Annotated in this window: 13 protein-coding genes; 8 read left to right on the plus strand and 5 right to left on the minus strand. The window is 59.6% G+C overall.

Going from position 1 to position 19,406, the window contains the following annotated elements; translation table 11 throughout:
• Nucleotides 1–388: 388 nt before the first annotated feature.
• Together ACIPL2_RS24670 and ACIPL2_RS24675 are read right to left on the minus strand one after the other, a co-directional pair.
• Nucleotides 389–2,797, minus strand: coding sequence for a glucose/quinate/shikimate family membrane-bound PQQ-dependent dehydrogenase (locus ACIPL2_RS24670; RefSeq protein WP_401360686.1), 2,409 nt, complete (start codon nt 2,795–2,797; stop codon nt 389–391).
• A gap of 218 nt (nt 2,798–3,015) precedes the next feature.
• Nucleotides 3,016–4,398, minus strand: a complete 1,383-nt coding sequence (locus ACIPL2_RS24675; protein ID WP_401360688.1) for a carbohydrate porin — start codon at nt 4,396–4,398, stop codon at nt 3,016–3,018.
• A gap of 369 nt (nt 4,399–4,767) precedes the next feature.
• Between ACIPL2_RS24675 and ACIPL2_RS24680 the strand changes: the two genes are divergently transcribed.
• Together ACIPL2_RS24680 and ACIPL2_RS24685 are read left to right on the plus strand one after the other, a co-directional pair.
• Nucleotides 4,768–4,998, plus strand: coding sequence for a VF530 family DNA-binding protein (locus tag ACIPL2_RS24680; protein WP_007903672.1), 231 nt, complete (start codon nt 4,768–4,770; stop codon nt 4,996–4,998).
• A 2-nt stretch (nt 4,999–5,000) separates the two neighbouring features.
• Nucleotides 5,001–5,672 carry a Pr6Pr family membrane protein gene (locus tag ACIPL2_RS24685; protein ID WP_401360690.1) on the plus strand — a complete coding sequence of 224 codons (672 nt, stop codon included), beginning with the start codon at nt 5,001–5,003 and terminating at the stop codon, nt 5,670–5,672.
• 112 nt (nt 5,673–5,784) lie between these two features.
• On the opposite strand, the gene ACIPL2_RS24690 is transcribed toward ACIPL2_RS24685, so the two are convergent.
• Nucleotides 5,785–6,567 (minus strand): siderophore-interacting protein, encoded by a 783-nt coding sequence (locus ACIPL2_RS24690; protein WP_401360692.1) that lies wholly within the window; start codon nt 6,565–6,567, stop codon nt 5,785–5,787.
• Nucleotides 6,564–7,139 carry a PadR family transcriptional regulator gene (locus ACIPL2_RS24695; RefSeq protein WP_401360694.1) on the minus strand — a complete coding sequence of 192 codons (576 nt, stop codon included), beginning with the start codon at nt 7,137–7,139 and terminating at the stop codon, nt 6,564–6,566. The genes ACIPL2_RS24690 and ACIPL2_RS24695 overlap by 4 nt, the downstream gene beginning before the upstream one ends.
• Before the next feature lie 518 nt (nt 7,140–7,657).
• On the opposite strand from ACIPL2_RS24695, the gene ACIPL2_RS24700 reads away from it, so the two are divergent.
• The 6 genes from ACIPL2_RS24700 to ACIPL2_RS24725 all read left to right on the plus strand — a co-directional run bounded on the left by ACIPL2_RS24700 (nt 7,658) and on the right by ACIPL2_RS24725 (nt 14,669).
• Nucleotides 7,658–8,134, plus strand: coding sequence for a CS1 type fimbrial major subunit (locus tag ACIPL2_RS24700; RefSeq protein WP_401360696.1), 477 nt, complete (start codon nt 7,658–7,660; stop codon nt 8,132–8,134).
• 111 nt (nt 8,135–8,245) lie between these two features.
• A complete protein-coding gene (locus ACIPL2_RS24705; protein WP_401360698.1) occupies nt 8,246–10,768 on the plus strand; it encodes a CS1-pili formation C-terminal domain-containing protein in 2,523 nt (840 codons plus the stop codon).
• Between the two features lie 5 nt (nt 10,769–10,773).
• Nucleotides 10,774–12,042 carry a hypothetical protein gene (locus ACIPL2_RS24710; RefSeq protein ID WP_401360700.1) on the plus strand — a complete coding sequence of 423 codons (1,269 nt, stop codon included), beginning with the start codon at nt 10,774–10,776 and terminating at the stop codon, nt 12,040–12,042.
• A gap of 60 nt (nt 12,043–12,102) precedes the next feature.
• Nucleotides 12,103–12,846 carry a molecular chaperone gene (locus ACIPL2_RS24715; RefSeq protein ID WP_401360702.1) on the plus strand — a complete coding sequence of 248 codons (744 nt, stop codon included), beginning with the start codon at nt 12,103–12,105 and terminating at the stop codon, nt 12,844–12,846.
• Nucleotides 12,847–12,887: 41 nt separating this feature from the next.
• Nucleotides 12,888–13,382 carry a CS1 type fimbrial major subunit gene (locus ACIPL2_RS24720; protein WP_401360704.1) on the plus strand — a complete coding sequence of 165 codons (495 nt, stop codon included), beginning with the start codon at nt 12,888–12,890 and terminating at the stop codon, nt 13,380–13,382.
• Nucleotides 13,383–13,418: 36 nt separating this feature from the next.
• Complete coding sequence (locus ACIPL2_RS24725; protein ID WP_401360706.1) at nt 13,419–14,669, plus strand: hypothetical protein; 1,251 nt, start codon at nt 13,419–13,421, stop codon at nt 14,667–14,669.
• A 53-nt stretch (nt 14,670–14,722) separates the two neighbouring features.
• On the opposite strand, the gene ACIPL2_RS24730 is transcribed toward ACIPL2_RS24725, so the two are convergent.
• On the minus strand, nt 14,723–19,357 hold the full coding sequence (locus ACIPL2_RS24730; RefSeq protein WP_401360708.1) for a dermonecrotic toxin domain-containing protein: 4,635 nt from the start codon (nt 19,355–19,357) through the stop codon (nt 14,723–14,725).
• Between the last annotated feature and the right edge of the window lie 49 nt (nt 19,358–19,406).

Below are 19,406 nucleotides of genomic sequence, written 5' to 3' on the forward strand. Positions count from 1 at the left end.
CGCAGGCGTTGCGCAGGGGGCAACCCGGCATGGATGCCGGGTTAGCCGCCCCCGGCCATGGATGGCCGATGGCGGCGGGCCCCCGGAGCAATGCCTTCGTTACGGCATGCCGAGCCTTAGCGAGGCACCGAATGGAGGGGCAAAGCCTTTTGCTTACTTTTCGCTGGGCCGGCATTCCGGCGTCTGGAAAAGTGAGTCGCTGTAAAAGCGAAACCGCCAGCGGCCGTAACCGCAGGAATGGATATGTACACCCTCAAAAAAACTGTCGCCTGACACACCGCCTTCGCGAGCAAGCCCGCTCCCACATTTGTTCGGCGGTGTAGCAAAAAACCACAAAAAAAGGCGACCCCCTCGCAGGAGTCGCCTTCCGTTTTACCGCCGCTAAAACTTACTCAGACAGTTTGTACGCGATCACGTAGTCACCCTGTTTGGTGCCCAGCGACCCATGACCACCCGCAACGACCAGCACGTATTGCTTGCCGTCCTTGCCGGTATAAGTCATCGGTGTGGTTTGCGCGCCTGCTGGCAGGCGGCCTTCCCACAGTTGCTTGCCGTTTTTCACGTCATAGGCGCGCAGGTACTGGTCGAGGGTGCCGCTGAGGAAGCCGACGCCACCGGCGGTGGTGAAGGTTCCGCCCAGGCTTGGCACGCCCATGCTCAGCGGGATCGGGACCGGTGAGCTGTCGCGCACAGTGCCGTTTTTGTGTTTCCACAGGGTTTTGGCGGTGGTCAGGTCGATTGCCGCCACGTAGCCCCACGCCGGCGCTTGGCACGGCAGGCCCATTGGCGACAACAGCGCTTCGAGGACGACGCCGTAGGGCGCGCCTTTGTTCGGTTGCACGCCTTCGGTTTCGCTTTTGCGCGGGCCTTGGGCGGCGATTTCGGTGGCCGGGATCAGTTTCGATTTGAACGCCATGTAGCTCGGGTTCACGAACGCGATCTGACGCACCGGGTCAACCGAGATGCCGCCCCAGTCGAACACGCCGAAGTTGCCTGGATAAACGATCGAACCTTGCAGCGACGGCGGGGTGAACGGGCCGTCGTAGCGCATGGATTTGAAGTCGATCCGGCAGATCAGTTGGTCGAACGGCGTCACGCCCCACATGTCGCGTTCTTGCAACGGCGGCGGCATTAGGTTGAGGTCGGATTTCGGTTGGGTTGGCGAGGTGTGATCACCTTCGACCGCGCCTTGTGGCACCGGCACTTCATTGATCGGCACGATCGCCTGGCCAGTGCTGCGGTCCAGCACGTAGATGCTGCCTTGCTTGGTGGACGCGAGTAGCGCTGGCTTCACGCCGTCAGCGGTTTTCAGGTCCATCAGGGTGGGCTGGCCACCGACGTCCATGTCCCACAGGTCGTGGTGGGTGAACTGGAAGTGCCAGCGCACTTTGCCGGTGCCGATGTCGAGGGCGGTCAGGCCCGCGGCGTGCAGTTCCGATTCAGGGGTGCGTGCGCCACCGAACTGGTCCGGGGTCTGGTTGCCCATCGGCAGGTAGAGCATGCCGAGTTTTTCGTCGACGGCGAACATGGACCACATGTTCGGCGAGTTGCGGGTGTACGTCTTGCCCTCGGCAATCGGCGTGGTGTCGTCCGGGTTGCCACTGTCCCAGTTCCACACCAGTTTGCCGGTGTGCACGTCGAACGCGCGGATCACGCCGCTTGGCTCGTCGGTGGAAACGTTATCGGTAACGTGGCCGCCAATCACCACCAGGTCCTTGGTGACTGCCGGTGGCGAGGTGGAGTAGTAACCGCCGGCGGTGAAGCCGCCGATGTTGGCGCTCAGGTCGACCTGGCCGCCGTTGCCGAAGTCTTCGCACATTTTGCCGGTGTCGGCGTTCAAGGCGATCAGACGGGTGTCGGCGGTGGGCAGGAAGATCCGGCGTGGGCAGGCGCTGGTGACGGGCGCGCTGGCGCTGCCGGTCGGGCTCTGCTCGGAGGCATAGGCGGCGTCATCGTGATACGACACGCCACGGCAGGTCATGTGCGCCCAACCCTTGAAGTTCGCCGCGTTTTGCGTGGAGAGCTTCGGATCGAAACGCCAGATTTCCTTGCCGGTGTCCGGGTCCAGAGCGATCACCTGGCTGTGCGGCGTGCAGACGTAGAGCATGCCGTTGACTTTCAGCGGGGTGTTTTCTGCGGTGGTTTCGCCCGGGTCGTTCGGCCCTGGCAGGTCGCCGGTGCGGAAGGTCCAGGCCGGCACCAGTTTGTTCACGTTCTGTGGCGTGATCTGCGCCAGTGGCGAATAACGATCGCCATGGGCGCTGCGGCCGTAGGAGTTCCAGTCACCGTCGGGCATGGCCGGGGCGGTGTTGGTCATGCCCGGGACACTGTCGCGGTCCAGTTGGCCCTTGATTTCACCGGGGTTGGTGAACTGGCTGGCCAATGCCGCAACGCCAGCGAGCACCACGGCCACGCTCAGCGCGCCGGTGCCCATCGGGGCCGCGCCGTTCAGCAACAGCGGACGACGGAACCACGGCAGCAACATGACGAGGCCCAGCGCAAACAGCAGCGCCAGACGCGGCACCAGTTGCCACCAGTCGAGGCCGACTTCCCACAAGGCCCACACGGTACTGGCGAACAGCACCAGTGCGTACAGGCCCAGCGCCGCGCGGCGAGCCATGATTAGCAGCACGCCGGTCAGCGCCAGGCCGATACCGGCCAGCAGGTAATACAGCGAGCCGCCAAGCATGCTCAGCTTGATCCCCCCGGCCAGCATGGCCAGGCCCATTAGCAGAAGCAGGATGCCGAGCAGGCTCGGCAGCAGACGGCTTCGACTCAAAGCACCATCAGTGCTCATAGTGTGGTTCTCCGTGACGTTTCAAGTAGTCCCGCGCAAGTTCACTGTAGATGATGATCCTGAGCGGGCATGGTTCAGATAAATGTATGGACGCTGCAATCCCTGTAGGAGCGAGCTTGCTCGCGAAGAAACCCGGGACAACACGTTAATCCTGGAATTACGCGTCATCGTTGACGACCATCGCGAGCAAGCTCGCTCCTACAGGGTTGGTTTGTTGGTTAGAACGACGACTGGAGCTTGATGCCGCCGATCAGTGCGTCATCGACCTGGTCCACGCCACCGGGGTGGCGGATGTATTGCAGGTTCGGGCGCACGGTCAGCCAGTTCGTGACGTGCACGCCGTAATAGAGTTCAGCGCTGTATTCGGTGTCCTGCGGGGGCAGGAACGACGGGTCGTCATAGTCGAAAACGGCGCGGGCCTGATTGGTCGCCTCGGCATTTTTGCGGTAGGCCGGGTTGACGTGGACGCGGGCCAAGGCGAAGCCGATGTCATCTTTGGCGCGGGCATCGAACAGGCCTTTGCAGACGACCCCGGCCTGGACATAGTTGTCGATGGCGTTGGTCTTCTTGTCGTGCATCGTGCCGTTGGCAAACACACTCAAGCCACGGGAGTTATCGCTGGCGCGGCTAGTGATTTGCTGCTGAATGCCGAGCCAAACGCCGTGCTTGCTCGACGCGCTGCGGTACGCCTCGCCACTCAGGGCGGCGGGCTGGCCGTTGCTGTCTTTATAGGCGTCGGTGGCGTTGGCGCTGCTGTAGTAATAACCGGCGCGGTATTCGCCCGGCAGGCCGTTGAGTTTCGGCGTCCAGACCAGTTCCACCGGCAGGATCGCGCCCTCGGTGCCGCTGCCGCTGAGTTTGAAGCCATTGCCACGATCGAGGTTCGACGGGTTCTGCTCATACGCGCCGACTTGCGCATACAACTCTGGCGTCAGGTGATATTTGACCCGCAGCGCCCACTGGCTAACCGGCCAGTTGTACCAGATGCCGCCGACCCAGTTGCCGACCTGGGAGCCGCAGAACGCCAGGTTCTGGAAGTCGCAGGGGAAGCTGTTGAAGTCCTCGCCTTCGCCGAAACGGCCGACCTTGATGTCGAGTTTCCGGTCGAAGAATTTCTGCTGATACCACATCTGCGTCAGGCGCCAGGTCTGCCCGCGACCCCAGACTTCCTGGGCCGAGGTGAAGCCGCCAACGCGTGGATCGTTGATCCGGTCATTGCTGATGTTGTTGCCATTGCGCTCGGTAATGGTCAGCTGAAATTCGGCGTCGTCCCAACCGAGGATTTTCTGCAAATCCAGGTGCGTGCCGAGGCCAAACTGGTCGCTGTAGCGGGCAGTGCGATCGTGGTCGTAGCCGCCGTGCAGGTTGCTGCCCATTTCACCGGTGTAATCGACTTTGAAGTCGTAGCCTTTTTCCGAGAGTTCGGTGCGCTTGCCGTTCCAGTCGCCGAGCATCCACGGCGACTCGCTATCGAACGCCGGAGCTGCCTGAACACAGGTGACGAAACCCAAGGTGGTTAATCCACCGATCAGGTTCAGGGCTTTTCGGCTGGCAATAGCTGGCAAGACAGCGCTATCTCGCGAAGTTTGAAAATAAGGCATAGAGAAGAAATTCTTGATCTTTTTCTGGGGGATGAACTGGAGTGAAGCAGGTAGCGGAAGCGTTTCAGCTTGGCGGGCGTAAGGATAATGTCCTGTTACAAATAGAGAAAGGGCTTTTCCTGACATGCAGCCTTTCGGATTCCGTAACAGTCATCCCTGTAGGAGCGAGCTCGCTCGCGAAGAACGTCATAACACCGCGTTCATCCAGACGGCACGCGTTTTCATTGGCGTCCATCGCGAGCGAGCTCGCTCCTACAGGTTTTACGGATTCACCTACATTTAAAAGATAGCGCTCAGAGCCCTTCCACCCGAACAGCCCCTCGGCTAAGGTGCGCGGCTTCCAATCCCTACTTCGCTCAAAGGCCCGGCATGACCGAACAGAACAACAACCCGCTGCACGGCGTGACGCTGGAGCAAATCCTCAACGCCCTGGTTGAACACTACGAATGGTCCGGGCTGGCCGAGCGCATCGACATCCGCTGCTTCAAGAGTGACCCGAGCATCAAGTCGAGCCTGACTTTCCTGCGCAAAACCCCCTGGGCGCGGGAGAAGGTCGAACGCTTGTACGTGAAGTTGATGCGCACCAAGCGTCCGCTCTGAACATGCTCACCCAATCGGCGCCAGGTGCTGCCACGAGGCGTCGTTTTGTGGCCGTGGCGACGGTGCTCGGCTGGGCCGGTTTGAGCATTCAGCTGTACCTGATTTTCTACTCACGCTGGACGCTGGCCGCCAGTCTGATGGGCGGGCTGATGAGCTTCTTCAGCTACTTCACCGTGCTCAGCAATACCTTGGTGGCGACCGTGCTGACGTGTGAACTGACGTCCCGTGAATCGGCGGCGCGACGCTGGTTTTTGCAGCCGTGGGTCAGCAGTGGCGTTGCCGTCAGCATCGCCGTGGTCGGCCTGGCGTACAGCGTGTTGTTGCGTCATTTGTGGCACCCCGAAGGCTGGCAATGGCTGGCCGATGAGCTGATGCATGACGTCATGCCGCTGCTGTTTTTGATCTATTGGTGGTGCTGTGTGCCCAAGGGCACGCTGCGGTTAAAGCACATCGCGTTGTGGGTCATTTACCCGGTCGTGTACTTCGCGTATTCGCTGCTGCGCGGGAACGTATTGGCGACTTATCCGTATCCGTTCATTGATGTGGAGAAGCTGGGTTATCCACAGGTGTTTTTCAATGCAGCGGGATTGTTGGCGGGGTTTGTGGTGATTGCGTTGGCGGTGATTGGGTTGGATAAATTGCGTGGGCGTCGGGGCAAAGGTTTGGACTTTTAGTGGTTTTGACATCGCCTTCGCGAGCAAGCCCGCTCCCACATTTGACCGAGTTCTTTCAGAAGAAATGCGATCGAATGTGGGAGCGGGCTTGCTCGCGAAGGGGCCCTAAAGATCACTCATCGTCGCTGTCATCCAACCGCCAGTAACCCACCGCTTTGACGAACTGCTCATCCAGCCCATGTTCATCCAGCAACACCCGGCGGATCTGCCGCGACACTTTGCTCTCGGTCGCCACCCAGGCATACACGCTGCCAGCCGGAACCTTGACCTGGCGCACAGTCGTCAGCAAGTGATCCTTGCCACCTTCACGCAACACCCAGATCACATTGACCTCGGCGGCGCTCTCCAGCACTTGCTGCTCCTTGCCGTTCTCCACTTCGACGATCACCAACGCACGCCGGTTAGCCGCCAGACCTTCCAGGCGCCGAGCGATGGCGGGCAGGGCGGTTTCGTCGCCGATCAGCAGGTAGCTGTCGAACATGTCCGGCACGATCATCGAACCCCGTGGCCCGCCGATGTGCAGGAACTGCCCCGGTTTGGCCTGCTCGGCCCACGTCGCGGCAGGGCCGTCGCCGTGCAGCACGAAGTCGATGTCCAGCTCCAGCGTGTCGAGGTCGTAACGACGCGGCGTGTAATCGCGCATGGCCGGCATCGGTCCGTTGTCTTTACCGGCACCGAGGACCAGGGTGTCCAGCGCGGCGTGTTCCGCCGCGTTTTGCGGGAATAGCAGCTTTACGTGGTCATCGGTGCCGAGGCTGATGAAACCTGCCAGCTCCGGGCCACCCAAGGTAATCCGGCGCATGCGCGGGGTCAGGTCGACCACCCGCAGCACTTCCAGACGACGGCGTTTGATCTCGTGCATGACACGGTGAATGGTTTGGATCACTTCAGTCATTCGGCGTTCTCCTGGGCAGTTTGAACGGCGGGGCCGTCAACGATGGCTTTGGCCGTGTTGTTGAGCAGGGCAGCAACACGCTGGATTTCATCCGCGCTCCAGCGGCCATGGTGCAGTTGCAACGCGTGCCGCAGGTTGTGCACGGCTTCGTGGATTTCGGGCGGGCGATCATGACCGCGCAGCGAGCGTTTGCTGACGTCGATGCGCATCCGCACGCCTTCAAGGGCAATCGCCTGCTCGCTCAGCGATTGACGCCCGGCGTCGGTGACGGCGTAGCGTTTTTTCCCGCCTTCGGCATCACCCTGGATCATTTCGCTTTCCTCCAGGAAGGTCAGTGTCGGGTAGATCACGCCGGGGCTGGGGCTGTAGGCGCCGTCGAACATGCCTTCGATCTGGCGGATCAGGTCGTAGCCGTGGCACGGCTGTTCAGCAATCAGCGCCAGCAGCAGCAATTTCAGGTCACCGGGGGCGAATACCCGTGGTCCGCGACCGCCGCGTTCGCGACCGGGGCGTTTCTCGAAGCCGTCGCGGCCGTCGCCGTGCTCGCGGTGGGGGGAATGATGGTCTCTCATTTTTTCCTTCTCTCGTCGTGTTTAGATACAACTTAAGATATATCTTAAGCGATTCGCAAGGCCCCCCGACCAACGGCTGATCACAACGCCAGACGAGAACGTCACTGAAAATGGCGCTTTCGCCGCTCCAAACTCGGCTTTTAAAACGGGCGAACACAATGAAATTAGTGTTAACTCTCTAAAGTAACGATTCACACCTTAATTCATTAGCTTTGTAATATCCCTCCTACAGAAATGGCAGTGTCGTTGTCGGCCTTTATTGCCAGTGTCTTGGCTTTATGTAGTCTTGTTCTGACAGTCGAACAGCGACTTTATCAATACTTCAGTATTTTTCTTTCCACGGTCGCGGCACTTTGGCTACGCACTTTGAGGAACTTGCCTGCTTACTTTCCAGATTAATTGGTCGATCATCTTTCGGCGTTGAAAGTTGCACTGGAACATCACTGCTCGTGACGGTTGTGCTCCAGCGAAACTTTCAATACTTAGACCCTTTTTATTTAAAAGACAGGTACTGAAAGATGTTCAAGAAAATCGCGTTTGCTGCTCCTCTGGCTATTCTGGCACTGAGTTCCTCGATGGCGTTTGCGGCCACCGAAGCCAAGCACTCCATCAACATTGTTGCCCACGTGCCGTCGGACGATTTCTACGCGGTGCCCGTCGATGCGGACCTGGTCAACAAGGATCAGGACATGAGCTACAACCCGTCTACCGGTGCGATGAGAACAGTCGACGGGCACTTCGACGTGCTGCACACCGCCGGCAAGGTGCACGCCCGCCTGGAAGGTGTGCCGAAGCTGATCGCCGGTAGCAGCACCATCGATCTGAAAGTCGAGCTCAATGGCAAAACGCTGACAACGACTTCGCAAGAAGTGGTGGGCGACGCCGAGTCCAACGTCCGCTATCGCGCACCGTTCAAAATCAGCGCAACCGGCGCCAAGCCGGCTGCGGGTGATTACACCGGCGTCGTCATGCTGGTCGTTGAACCTTCCGTCTAAGCAATATTTGCGACGGTAAAACGTTTACTTATTCAAGTAACGTAACCGGTCGGCACGCTGTTTCGGTTTGTCGGCCGGGCTTTGACTTCCTTGTAATCAGAGTACTTGTTCATGTTCCCGATGACGCCCATCGCGGCAACGCTTGCGTTGCTGTTATGTAGCAGTGCATGTGCGGCGCCTACTTCCGTTGATCATACGCCTCGAAGTTTGCTGGCCCAGGCCAAGGGCCTGCCAGCGGAGTTCGAAGAGCATTTCTTCGATGTGCCGTTGGCGGTGCGGGTCGAGCTCGATCAACAACCCCTCGGCGAGGCAATGATTGTGTTGTCCCGCGATGATCGGGTCACGTTGCTTGAGTTCACCGACACCAGCGACAGCCGCTTCAGTGCCAGCGAACGCGACACCTGGGCCAGCCTGCTCAAGCCCGGCGTGGCACTGGGCACCTGCACCGGCCAATGCCCGGAACAGATGCTGGCGGTGCACTACAACCTGGAAAACTCATTGCTGTCGATCGTCACCGAAAATGCCGAACGCGACAGCGAAGCCAAGCGTTTCTACGACCAGCCCGAAGGTGGCAGCAGCGGCCTGATGGTGCGCAACCAGCTCAACCTCAATGGTGGCCAGGACCAGGACCTGGGCGGACGTTTTGGCCTGGAAGCCAGCGGCAGCCTGGGCAACTGGAGCCAGACCTTCAACATGCAACTGGCACGCCTTGGCGGGCCGGACACCAAGACCTATCACGCCGTACACGAGCTTTACACCCAGCGCGAACTGCAAGGCAGTTTTTTCCGCCTGGGTTACTTCACCCCCAATTCCGAAGGCCTGACCCGTCAGCCGCGTTCGTTCGGCACCAGCCCCGACACCGCCGTGGGCGTGATGTACGGCAGCTCCGACAGCCTGGCGATCGACAGTCCGAAACCCAGCGTCTATCCGGTTTACGTCACCGCCAATCGCCAAGCCTCGGTAGAGATTTATCGCGATGGTTTGCTGATCAACACCCAATCGGTGCCGGCCGGTTTGCAAACCCTCGACACCCGGCCATTGCCCGGTGGTATTTACGAAGTGGAAGTGCGCCTGATTGAAGACGGCCAGAATACCTCGACCACCCAGGAACTGATCTACAAGCCGAACAACTGGCGCAACCACGACGAGCGCTGGCGCTACAACCTGTTCGCCGGGCAGGAAAGCAAACTGCTCAGCAACTGGGATCAGCAGGAAAGTGGGGATGCGACGGCGGGCGCCGCGATCAACTATTTGTTGCATCCTCGGGTGATTCTCGGACTCTCGGCACGTCAGGTTCGCGACACGCTGCAATACGGCAGTTCCATCGACTGGAGCCTGGCCAACAGCGTCAACCTCTACGCCAACCTGTATCAGACCGAAGACCACGGCACCGGCGCCGATCTGCAAGCGCTGTACAACTATGGCGCGGGCAGCCTGGTGGTCAGTCACAACCGCAGCTGGCTCGACACCAGCAACACTTACGACACACTGCCCGATGGCACCCGCGTGCGCCAACGCAATGTGTTCATTGGCGAGACCAGCAACTCATCGCTGGCACTGAACCACCGGATCAGTCGCAAAAGCTCGTTCAACGCGCGGATCTCCCACAGCGACGGCAACGTTGAAGGCGTCGGCGTAGACCTGGGCTGGACCCAACGCACCCAGGTGCTGGGCAGCGATGCCAATTGGCGGCTGTCGCTGTTCGATCGACCGGGCAGTTACAGCAGCGGCGATGCGCGCAATCGCGGCGTCGACCTGAGCATCAACATGGCGCTGGGCGGTCCGGGGCAGCAGGTTTCCGGGAGCATTGGCAGCCGTACCGCCCGTGACGGCAGCCGCGACACCAACGCCTCGCTCGGTTATCGCAAAGACCTGCAAGACCATGTGTTGCAGAGCGTCTCGGTGACCGCGCTGACCGACACTTACGGCATCGGCCTGTCGAGCCTGGCGAACTTTCGCACCGACGCGGTCAATGGCGACGGCTTCATTCAGCGCTCGTCGTTCAACAACAACTTCACCGGCGGCCTGAACCTGGACAGCACCGTGGTCGTCGGTGGCCAACGCCTGGCCCTGACCAGTCAGCATCAAGGGCGCGGGGCCGGGATGATCATCGATGTCGAATCCGACATCGAGGGCGTCGCCTTGCGCGCAGACGACCTCAGTGGTGGCAGCGCTGCTCTGCGCCCGGGGCGCAATTTCATTCCGCTGACGGCTTACAAGAACAGTTCGGTGAGCTTCGACTTCGAAGGCAATCACGCCCCGGCGGCCAGCATCGAACCGGCGCGCACCCGCTATCACCTGAACAAGGGCGGCGTGGAATACCGCAAGGTCTACGTGATGAAAACCCTGACCGTGCTCGGCCGTCTGGTCGACCCGCAAGGCCGGCCGCTGAAGGGCCATCACGTGATCAACCACGCCAGCCGTGGCGTCAGTGAAGTCGACGGCTTCTTCTCGATGGAAATGCATGCCGGTTCACCGACGCTGGAAGTGCGGTATGCCGATCAGCTGTTGTGCCAGTTCCGGCTTGATACCGACAAGCACCGCAGTGAAAACAACGTGTTGATGATCGGCGATCTGCGTTGTTCGCCGGACACGTTGGCGGATGCAACTTTTAATGTCGAAACGGCGGGCTGACAGACATGAATATTTTCAACAGGCTTGGTAAGAAGCTCGGTGCTTGGGCGACACCGGCATTGCTGTGTGGAGTGTGTTCGTTACCGACCCAGGCGGCCGTACTGAACATTGATGCAACGTTTGTCCCGGATTCAGCAGCGCCGCATAAAAACGAATTCATTAACAAAACGCCTTCGCAAGGTTTCTGCCTTCAAGTCCCCCAGGCCTGCAAGCCGGAAGGACTGTTCAGCCTGATTGCTCCGATTGCATTTACCGCCAATGCGCCCATTCGGGCCAATCATACGGATCCACGCCAAGGCGGAATGGCCAGGGTGCCATCGCAATGGCGCGACGTCGAAGTCACTCACGAAACCGGTGAGAAGCAGAGACTCAAAGTCCGGATTGCAGGTATCGGACACGAATCGCTATTGCCGGTATCCGTCGGGCAGATCACCGGGACTGCCGGGCCGGCAGGCTGGGAGAAACTTTGGCGAGGTGGCTCATGGATGTATGCGCCCCCACCTTGTCTGGGAGTGGGGTGGTCCACCGTTGGTAATTTTGGTTTTAACAGCTTTTGGAGAGTCCCGGAGGATGCGGGAGCGTGTACCAAACAGGCGCTGTTCGATATTCCGATGGCATTCAAGTATCAGTACTTCGTGTTCGGTTATCAGCTGATAACCCCAGACCCCCTGAAAATGCAGAGTGGTACCTACACCGGGACAATCTCGTTCAGTGTCGGACCGCGGCTGGATTTCGACATGGGTGATGTGATGCAACCGGATGACTCGGTTTTGACACTCAACTTCAATCTGGATGTTCAACACACGCTCAAGGTCGACATTCCTCCCGGTGGTGAGAAAGTCCAATTGCTGCCGGCCGGTGGCTGGCAAAGCTGGCTGGCGGCAGGGCGGCGTCCGGTGACGTTGTCTCGCGACCAGACTTTCAATATTTCCGCCTCAACGCGTTTCAAGATGGAGCTGCGATGTGGGGTCAGCATAGATGAGAGGACCGAATGTGCGATTAATAATCCTGAAGAGGATCGTCGAGTCCCGGTGTACGTCAGCGTCAGCCTGCCTGCCGGCTTGACCGACCTCTCCGGGCAACCGGTCCGGCGCCAGCGATTGCGGCCGGGTCCGGAGAATGCCCTGCAGTTTCAACCCGGTTTTTATGTGGACCGGGCACCTGGCACCTTGCATTTCGAAATCCCGCCCCTTTGGGTGGAGCAAATGGTGCGGCCTGGTGTGGCAAGCCGCTATTCCAGCGGCGTTTATGTGATCTGGGATTCAGAAATCTGACGGGCTGCGCATCGAAAACTCGAGCCAGCACTGTGTTCAATGTCGTGGGGTTTTAAGGTTATGAAACGTCTGTTGCTAATGATCGGTTTGAGCGGTTTTTCCCTGGGGCTTCAAGCCGGGCCGCAAATCAACGTCGGAACGGTGTACGACTATCTGGATGGCGACAAAAGCACCTACCTCAAGCGCGTGTTCAACAGCGGCGACAGCACGGCCTTCGTCAAGGTCAACATTCTGGAAATCGTCTATGACGCCGACGGCAGCGCCACTGAAGTGCCGGTCACCAGCGACCCTGGCGCGACATCGCGCGACGGGCTGATGGCCAGTCCGGCGCGCCTGATCATTCCGGCCAACGGCATGCAGGGCACGCGTCTGTTGTTCATGGGCGCACGCGACACCGAGCGCTATTTTCGCGTGCGCTTCATCCCGGTCGTACCGGAAAAGGAAGACGAATTCGCAGTGTCCAGCGATGAGCGCGAGGACTACAAAAAGAACCTGTCGGCCGGCGTCAACGTCATGACCGGGTTCGGCACGGTGTTCTTCGTCAGGCCGAACAACAGTCGCTACGACAGCCAGATCGAGAATGGCGCGAGCACCTACCGCATTCGCAACAACGGCAATACGTCGGTGGTCGTCGATGAGTTTCGCAACTGTTCGATCAAGCAGGAAAACCAATGCGAGCCCACCACCAAGCACCACATCCGTGCTGGAAAAGAGTTCGCGTTCGACAAACAGCCCGGTCGTGAATACCGCTTCAACCTGGTCGAGGGCGCTTCGAAGAAGGCCCTGCACATTGCCAGCCAGTAACGATCGCTCGCCGATTTTTTTTGACGTAACAGGTACCTGAAATGATCAAGTTATCGGCCATCGCCCTGTGGACAGGCGTCGCGGCATTGATGAGCTCCCTGGCGTTCGCCGCTCGGGAAGAGCACAGATTCGAAGTGTCGGTGGACATTCCGACGTTGGGTTTCTACGTAATACCGGCCGAGTCGAACTGGATTCATCTCGAGCAGACCTTGCCGTGGAACATTCATACCTCAACGCTGGAAGGGTTGCGCAAGAACTTCGACGTCAAGCACGACACCAGCGCTATCCACGCGCGGCTGGAGAGCGAGCCCTATCTGTCCAACGGGCGCGACGATCAGAACATCTACTTGCTCGTCAGCTTCAACGGCAAGGCGTTGAGCCACGACCCGCAACCCCGGGAAGTGCTCTCTCGCGAGCAGGCTGTCGCGGGCGGGCGCTTTGCCCTGCAGATCCAGCCGAAAGTGCCCGCAGGGGGGTACAAGCCGGGTCGCTACTACGGCAGCGTGAATCTGGTCTTCAGTGCGGCGGCGCCTTGAGCCCAGCCATTCGCTGTAATATCGGAGAGAGCTTTCATGAATCTCAATACTTGTCTGCCGGGATGGCTGTGCTTGCTGGTGTTGTTTGTGCCGACTTCGGCCGAGGCGGTGAATCAGGAAATCAGGGCATCGTTCACGCCCGACTCAGCCAATCCGCAAAGCAACAAGTTCATCAATAAAACACCGTCCAGTGGCTACTGCGCGGATGCGCCCAGTGAATGCCGGGACAACGAGATGTTCAGCATCCGGTTGCCTATGCGCTTCGAATCGAACAGAGCGATGCAACCTGATGATGTGTCGCGTAATAGCGCCATGTTCAAAGTACCTGCGCAGTGGCGGACGTTGACGGTGACCAACGTGGCTACGCAGGAATCTGAAAAAGTCGAGGTGCGCATTGCCGGCATCGGTTCCCGATACGCCCTGAGCGATACGGCCGCGAATCTGACAGGCGCACCGAGTGCGGCTGAAGGACACCGACGCTTGTGGTCGGGGGGGGTGGCAGGTGCTTGGGTCAACGCGCCACCTCCCTGCCTGTACAGCGGTGTCGGGTTCTATGTGGATCATGCGTTTCGTTTTTTCTGGAAAACCCCGGTTGAAGCGGCTTGCGTCAAAACGGCGAAATTCCTGATACCGGCAATGTCTTATGAGTACCTGGATTTCGCCTACGAGTTGCGAACGCCAAATCCTCTTGGCATGTCGTCGGGGCTTTACACCGGTGACCTGAGCTATCGCATCGGTCCCGGCGGGGACTTCGACATGGGCGATGTGATGCTGCCAACCGACAGTGATTTGACCTTGAGTTTTGTACTGGACGTGCAGCACACCTTGAAAGTCGATATTCCACCGGGCGGCAACAAGGTCCAACTGGTTCCCGCAGGCGGCTGGCAGAGTTGGTTGCAGGCGGGGCGCCGGCCGGTGCGGTTGTTCCGTGATCAGACGTTCAATATCTCGGCCTCAACGCGTTTCAAGATGCAGTTGATCTGCGGAATCGGCCTGTTTCCCGATTGCGCGCTTGAGAACCGTGACGAGAACCGTCGAGTCCAGTTGCACGTCAGCGTCAGCCTGCCGAACGGCTTGACCGACCTCTCCGGACAACCGGTCAGGCACCGTCGGTTGATGCCAGGCCCAGAAAACGCGCAGCAATTTCAGCCCGGTTTCTATGTGGACCGCGCACCGGAAATTTTGCATTTCGAGGTCGCGCCCGATCAGATGGAAGTCATGCTGCGACCCGGTGTTGGCGGCACGTATTCCGGCAGCGTCTATGTGGTCTGGGATTCCGAAGTGTGAGAAGGCCGATGCAGCTTGACCACAATTGTGCCGTCAAGCTGCATCAGCCGGGTTTATTGACCGGCTCGCCTTAACGCCTCACGGGTCAAGCGTCTCGACAACTCTTTCTCCTCGTCACCCAAGTCGACGAGCAACCTGTCGAAGATCGCCTCGCTGATCGGTTCATCGGCGAAGACCACCGTCGCGGGCACCGGTAGATCGTTCATGAGGCCATTGAGACTGTTGCGCAATTCGGCTCGACGAAGGTCCGACGTGGACTCGGCCCATTCGCGCTGAGTGGAACGCAGGGTCTCAAGCAGCTCGTATTTGTTCAGATACGCCCGTCTGTTCGCCTTGATCTGAATCGGGAAAGTTTCATCCAGATAGCTTTCCCAGAATGCCTGCTCCAGCATTTTGTCGACCAGGCCATCACCTTCGCCCAGCGCCAGAACCGTGTCATACGCCTGATCGATCATGGCGTCGGTGACACCGGACACCGGCCTGAACAGCATGCCTTCGGATTGCCACGGCAGCTGCAAGCGATCAGCCAGTCCGGTCTGGTAGGCCAGATAGACTTCGACATCATCAGGATCACCACCACGGCTGGCGACATCGGCGCGGGCAATCTCGTTGACGTGCTCCAGTCGCGCGGCGCCTTGGGCCAGGGTGACCAGTTTACGTTCCAGTTCCAAGGTGTCCGTGGAGTAGGAGTAAGCCTCGGAAGCGAGCACCTGAATGCCCATGTGGTTGAACAACTGCGCCCCGGCATCGGCGCAATCGACCGGGGCGATGGCCATGGTGTAGAGCTTTTGCCGCAGGTCGGTGTCGATGTAAACGGCATCGAGCATGCGCACCACGCGCTGCATCAGTTGCCGGCGGGGTTCGCCACCGAGGCGATAGTCGGCGGAGTTTTTCGTTTCGTGCACCACGGTCAGGAACCGATGGGCTTGCGGATCGTCGGTCAGTTCAAGCCAGTGTGTCGTCCGGTCTATTCCCCAGCCGGGCACATCGGTCCAGTTGTCCGGGTTGGTGGAGTTGATGACCACATTTATCGGCGTTGTGGAGGCCACGAGGGGCTCCGGGGGCAAATTCAGTGAGCGACGGATTTCCTGGTAACGCAGTTGGTTCAGCTCCGACAGACTGCCGACGTCTAGACGGGTACGCGCGATCACCCAAGCGTGTGCCGAGCCGGGGACGACTTCGGGAATCAGGTCGACGGGATTTTCCCGCAGGTCCAGCAAGAAGCCGCGCGGTCTGGTTTTCGCCAGCGTGCCCTCGGGCCATGAGGTCAGCCCGGTGTTGTTCAGGGCCACGACTTTCAGCCTAGGCATGCGGCCAATGTCTGGCGGCAAGCTCAGCGGATTACCGTCGAGCCTGAGGATTTCCAGATAGGTCAGGTGCTTGAGTTGCTCGACGGCGCGCGCGTCCAGCACGATCGCGTTGTCGCTCAATTGCAGCCGCTCCAGTCGGTGCAGGGAGGCGATGCTTTCGGGCAGGCTCGTCAGGTCGCAACGTCTGGCGCTGAGTTCGCGAAGGTTCGGGAAGGCTTTGAGCACGCCGTTCGCTTCGCTGGAAAACCGTGTATTGCCGAGTTTCAGAACGGTGATTTTGTCGAGGAACTTATGCAGCTCCGGCGGGCGCTTTGACCACCAGGTTTCCAGGTTCAGGGGCAGCATCTCGGTGGAGAGATCCAGCGAGTAGCTGTCCGGATCGGCACGGCGCCCGATATCGCTGTACTTTCGCTTGAAGCTGTTGAGCAGGCACTCGGCGATATGTTGGCCACCGCCATCACGAAAAGCAGTGCTGCCCGGTCCCCAGGTGGGTTCCCGCTGGTACTCCCAACGATTGAGGATCACGCGCAGCTCATCGAGTTCGTTTTCCCGCTGCTCGATGGCTTGCATCGGCTCGCCTTTGGCGATCAGGGCATCGGCGAAGGCGTCGACTTCGCTGTCACTGAAATCCTTGTGCAGGTCCAGGATGCGCTCGTGCAGGGTTTCGCCGGCCCGGCTGGTGAATGCGCCTCGCACCAGCAGAAGGGTCTGATGCTCGGGCACGGCGCGGATGGGTGGCGTGGCGAGTAGCGTCCGACGTTCGCCGGGAGGCTCGATCTTGACCATTATCCACTGCCTGAAGCGTTCGGCGTCCCCCGGCTTGAAGCCCAGCGCGTTTTGTCCATTGCGCTTGGTCGCCTGCAGCAAGGCATCGAAAAAACCATCCGCTGCATGGATCGGCTGATTCGACCCATCACGCACCTCATATTTTCCCGCGCCATCATGAATCAACACCCGGACCCGCGCTGCGTTCTCGGGCCCGGCGCTGCTGCGCAGTTCACCGTCGAATGTGCCTTCCCTGATCTCGACGCGCAGCTCACCGAAGGTGTCGCTGTTGATGCGCAAGGTGCCGAGCACCAGGCGTTCCGTGTCGATGTTGATCAACGTGTCATCGTATAGACCGTGGGCGGCGCGCACCGATTGCGTCTCGAATTGCAGTTCCCGCGCCTGACTTTTCAGGCGCAGCGGCAGGCGCTTTTTCTGTTCGATCTGTTGGCGCTCGGCGGCGCTGGCGTTGGCGAGAATGCCTTGCGCCACCGTGTCGGGCAGGTCGGGGAATTCGTTGAACAGCAAGGCCATGTCGGCGGATAGCGGGGTGGTAGCAGGCACGGTTGACCCCAGGCGTTGCAACGTGTCGATCAGCAACGGCGGCGGTGCAGCGTTGTCCATGTGCATCTGCCGCAGCGCCGATTCATGGGTGCTGCTGATCTGGCGAATCTGTTCCAGTTGGTCATCGCTGAAGGAGTCGGTGGCATGACCGAGGCGCCGCATCAATGTCGGACCTTCCCATTCGCGCGGGTTTTCCGTTTCGCTGACCCACGCGCCCTGGCCGTTGTGCCGCAGGGTTGGCGCATAGGCGTCGGCGCGTTGCGGGTGTTGGATACGCTGCTGCCCCGTAATCGGATCTACTTGCACGTTGAAATGCTGACCTTCCAGCCGCAGGATGCGTTGATCCCGATGCGGGTAAATGCCCAGCGCATCGGGTTTTGCCTCGGGCGGCAAGGCGGGCGATTGCAGTTGATAGGGCGACAGATCAGGGTTCCACAGACGCGTCCGGCCATCCGCCAGTTGCACCGGTTTCAGGCCTTCGAAAAACGGCGAAAGTTGCGCCCGCGCAACGTTGCCAATCGCAGCTCCGGCGGCGAACGCACCGAGTTGCACCACACTTTCCAGCACGCCGATGGCTTGCTCGCCCGCCTCGGCGGCGCGGCCTTCGGCCAGATCGACGAGGCCCTCGACCACTTCGTCGGTCAGTTGATACGCGGTGTAAGCCAGCATCAGTTGGCCCAGTCCTGGCACCAAGGGTGTCGCCACCAACAACGCAACATTGAGCATGTCCGAGAGGATTTTTTCCAGGTTGTCCCACCAGGCCCAACGGGCCATGCGGTCGGCGTATTCGGTGGAAACCGCGATTTCCCGGGCGTCGTTGAGGATCTTGTTCAACTTCTGCCGGTAGAAGTAGCCCCACAGATCGCCGTTGAAGCGGGTCTGACGATCGTCCTGAACCTTCGATAAAGCGAATTGCAGATTGGAGTTATCCACAGGCGTGTCGCGCCAATTCGGCAGGTTCGATCCCGGCTCGACCGGTTGCCATTTGACTTTGCTCAGGCGCTCATTCAGCCCGGCAAAAAAATGCCCGCGCTGTTGCTGATCGACGAACTGGCTGAAGAATTTCTGATAGTTCTCGGGGGAGGTCGTGTCACGCAGTTGCCGTGTCAGTTCGGCCATGAATTCGAGCGACGATGGGTATTGCTTGAGCGGGTGCTCAGGGTCGTGAGGAATGTACGCAATCACCGGGACGATGGCCTTGGCGGTGAACACGTCGGGCGCGATCAGGACCACACCGGTCAGGGGCGCATCCATCATCGACAGGTTGTAATAGCTGACGGCTTGCCCGCGCCATTGCAGGTTCCGGCGATCATCGAGCATGCCCTGCACGACGTCATACGCGTCCTGGTCGATGTCATTTTTCATCAGCGCCATGCGCGCCGCGACATTCAACGCACTTTTCTGGCTGAGGATGACTTTATGGCGCAAGACGTTGTTCGCCACGGTGTTCGCTGGCAGTAGACATTCATTGAGGTGTTGTTCGTATCGGCCGCCGATGTCCAGTTCGCGACACAGGGATTTGAATTGCTCGATGCTGATTTTTTGCTTCAGGTGCTTGACTGCGAAATGACCACGGGCATCGGGGCGGGTGATGAATTCGCTGTCGCGGGTGAAAGTCTCGCCGCTGGAAAAATTATGCAGCGCCGCCTCCAGCAAAGAGATCGTCCGGCTCTGAGTGCCTGACGCAAAGTCATGCACCCACCACGACGAGTTAACCGGCGCATACAGTCGCAGCCAGGTGTGCTCGACGTCATCTTCGACACCGAAGCGCTCGTTCAGCGCGTGTTGCAGCAGGGGTTTGGCGAAGGCATGAACATCCTGCAGGTTGCTCAGTGCCTGATCGACATTGTTCTGCGCGGCCCAGCTGAGCTTGAGGTCATTCTTCAGGTGGCGGTGGACCGCAGGCGAAGCCGATTTATACCAAGCGAGAATCTGTAACCTGGCTGTTTTCAACGCGCTGATTCTGCGCAGGGAGGCATTTTCCAGCCATGGCGGGATGGCCTTTTTGATCAATTCGTAATGAACACTTTCGGGAGGGGAGCTTGGCATTGCGTAATCGTCCGTTGATAGGTGTGAATCCTGGGTTGCAGGCGCGAGC

This window comes from Pseudomonas sp. NPDC086251 (assembly GCF_044746405.1).
In the GTDB taxonomy this organism is placed as follows: domain Bacteria; phylum Pseudomonadota; class Gammaproteobacteria; order Pseudomonadales; family Pseudomonadaceae; genus Aquipseudomonas.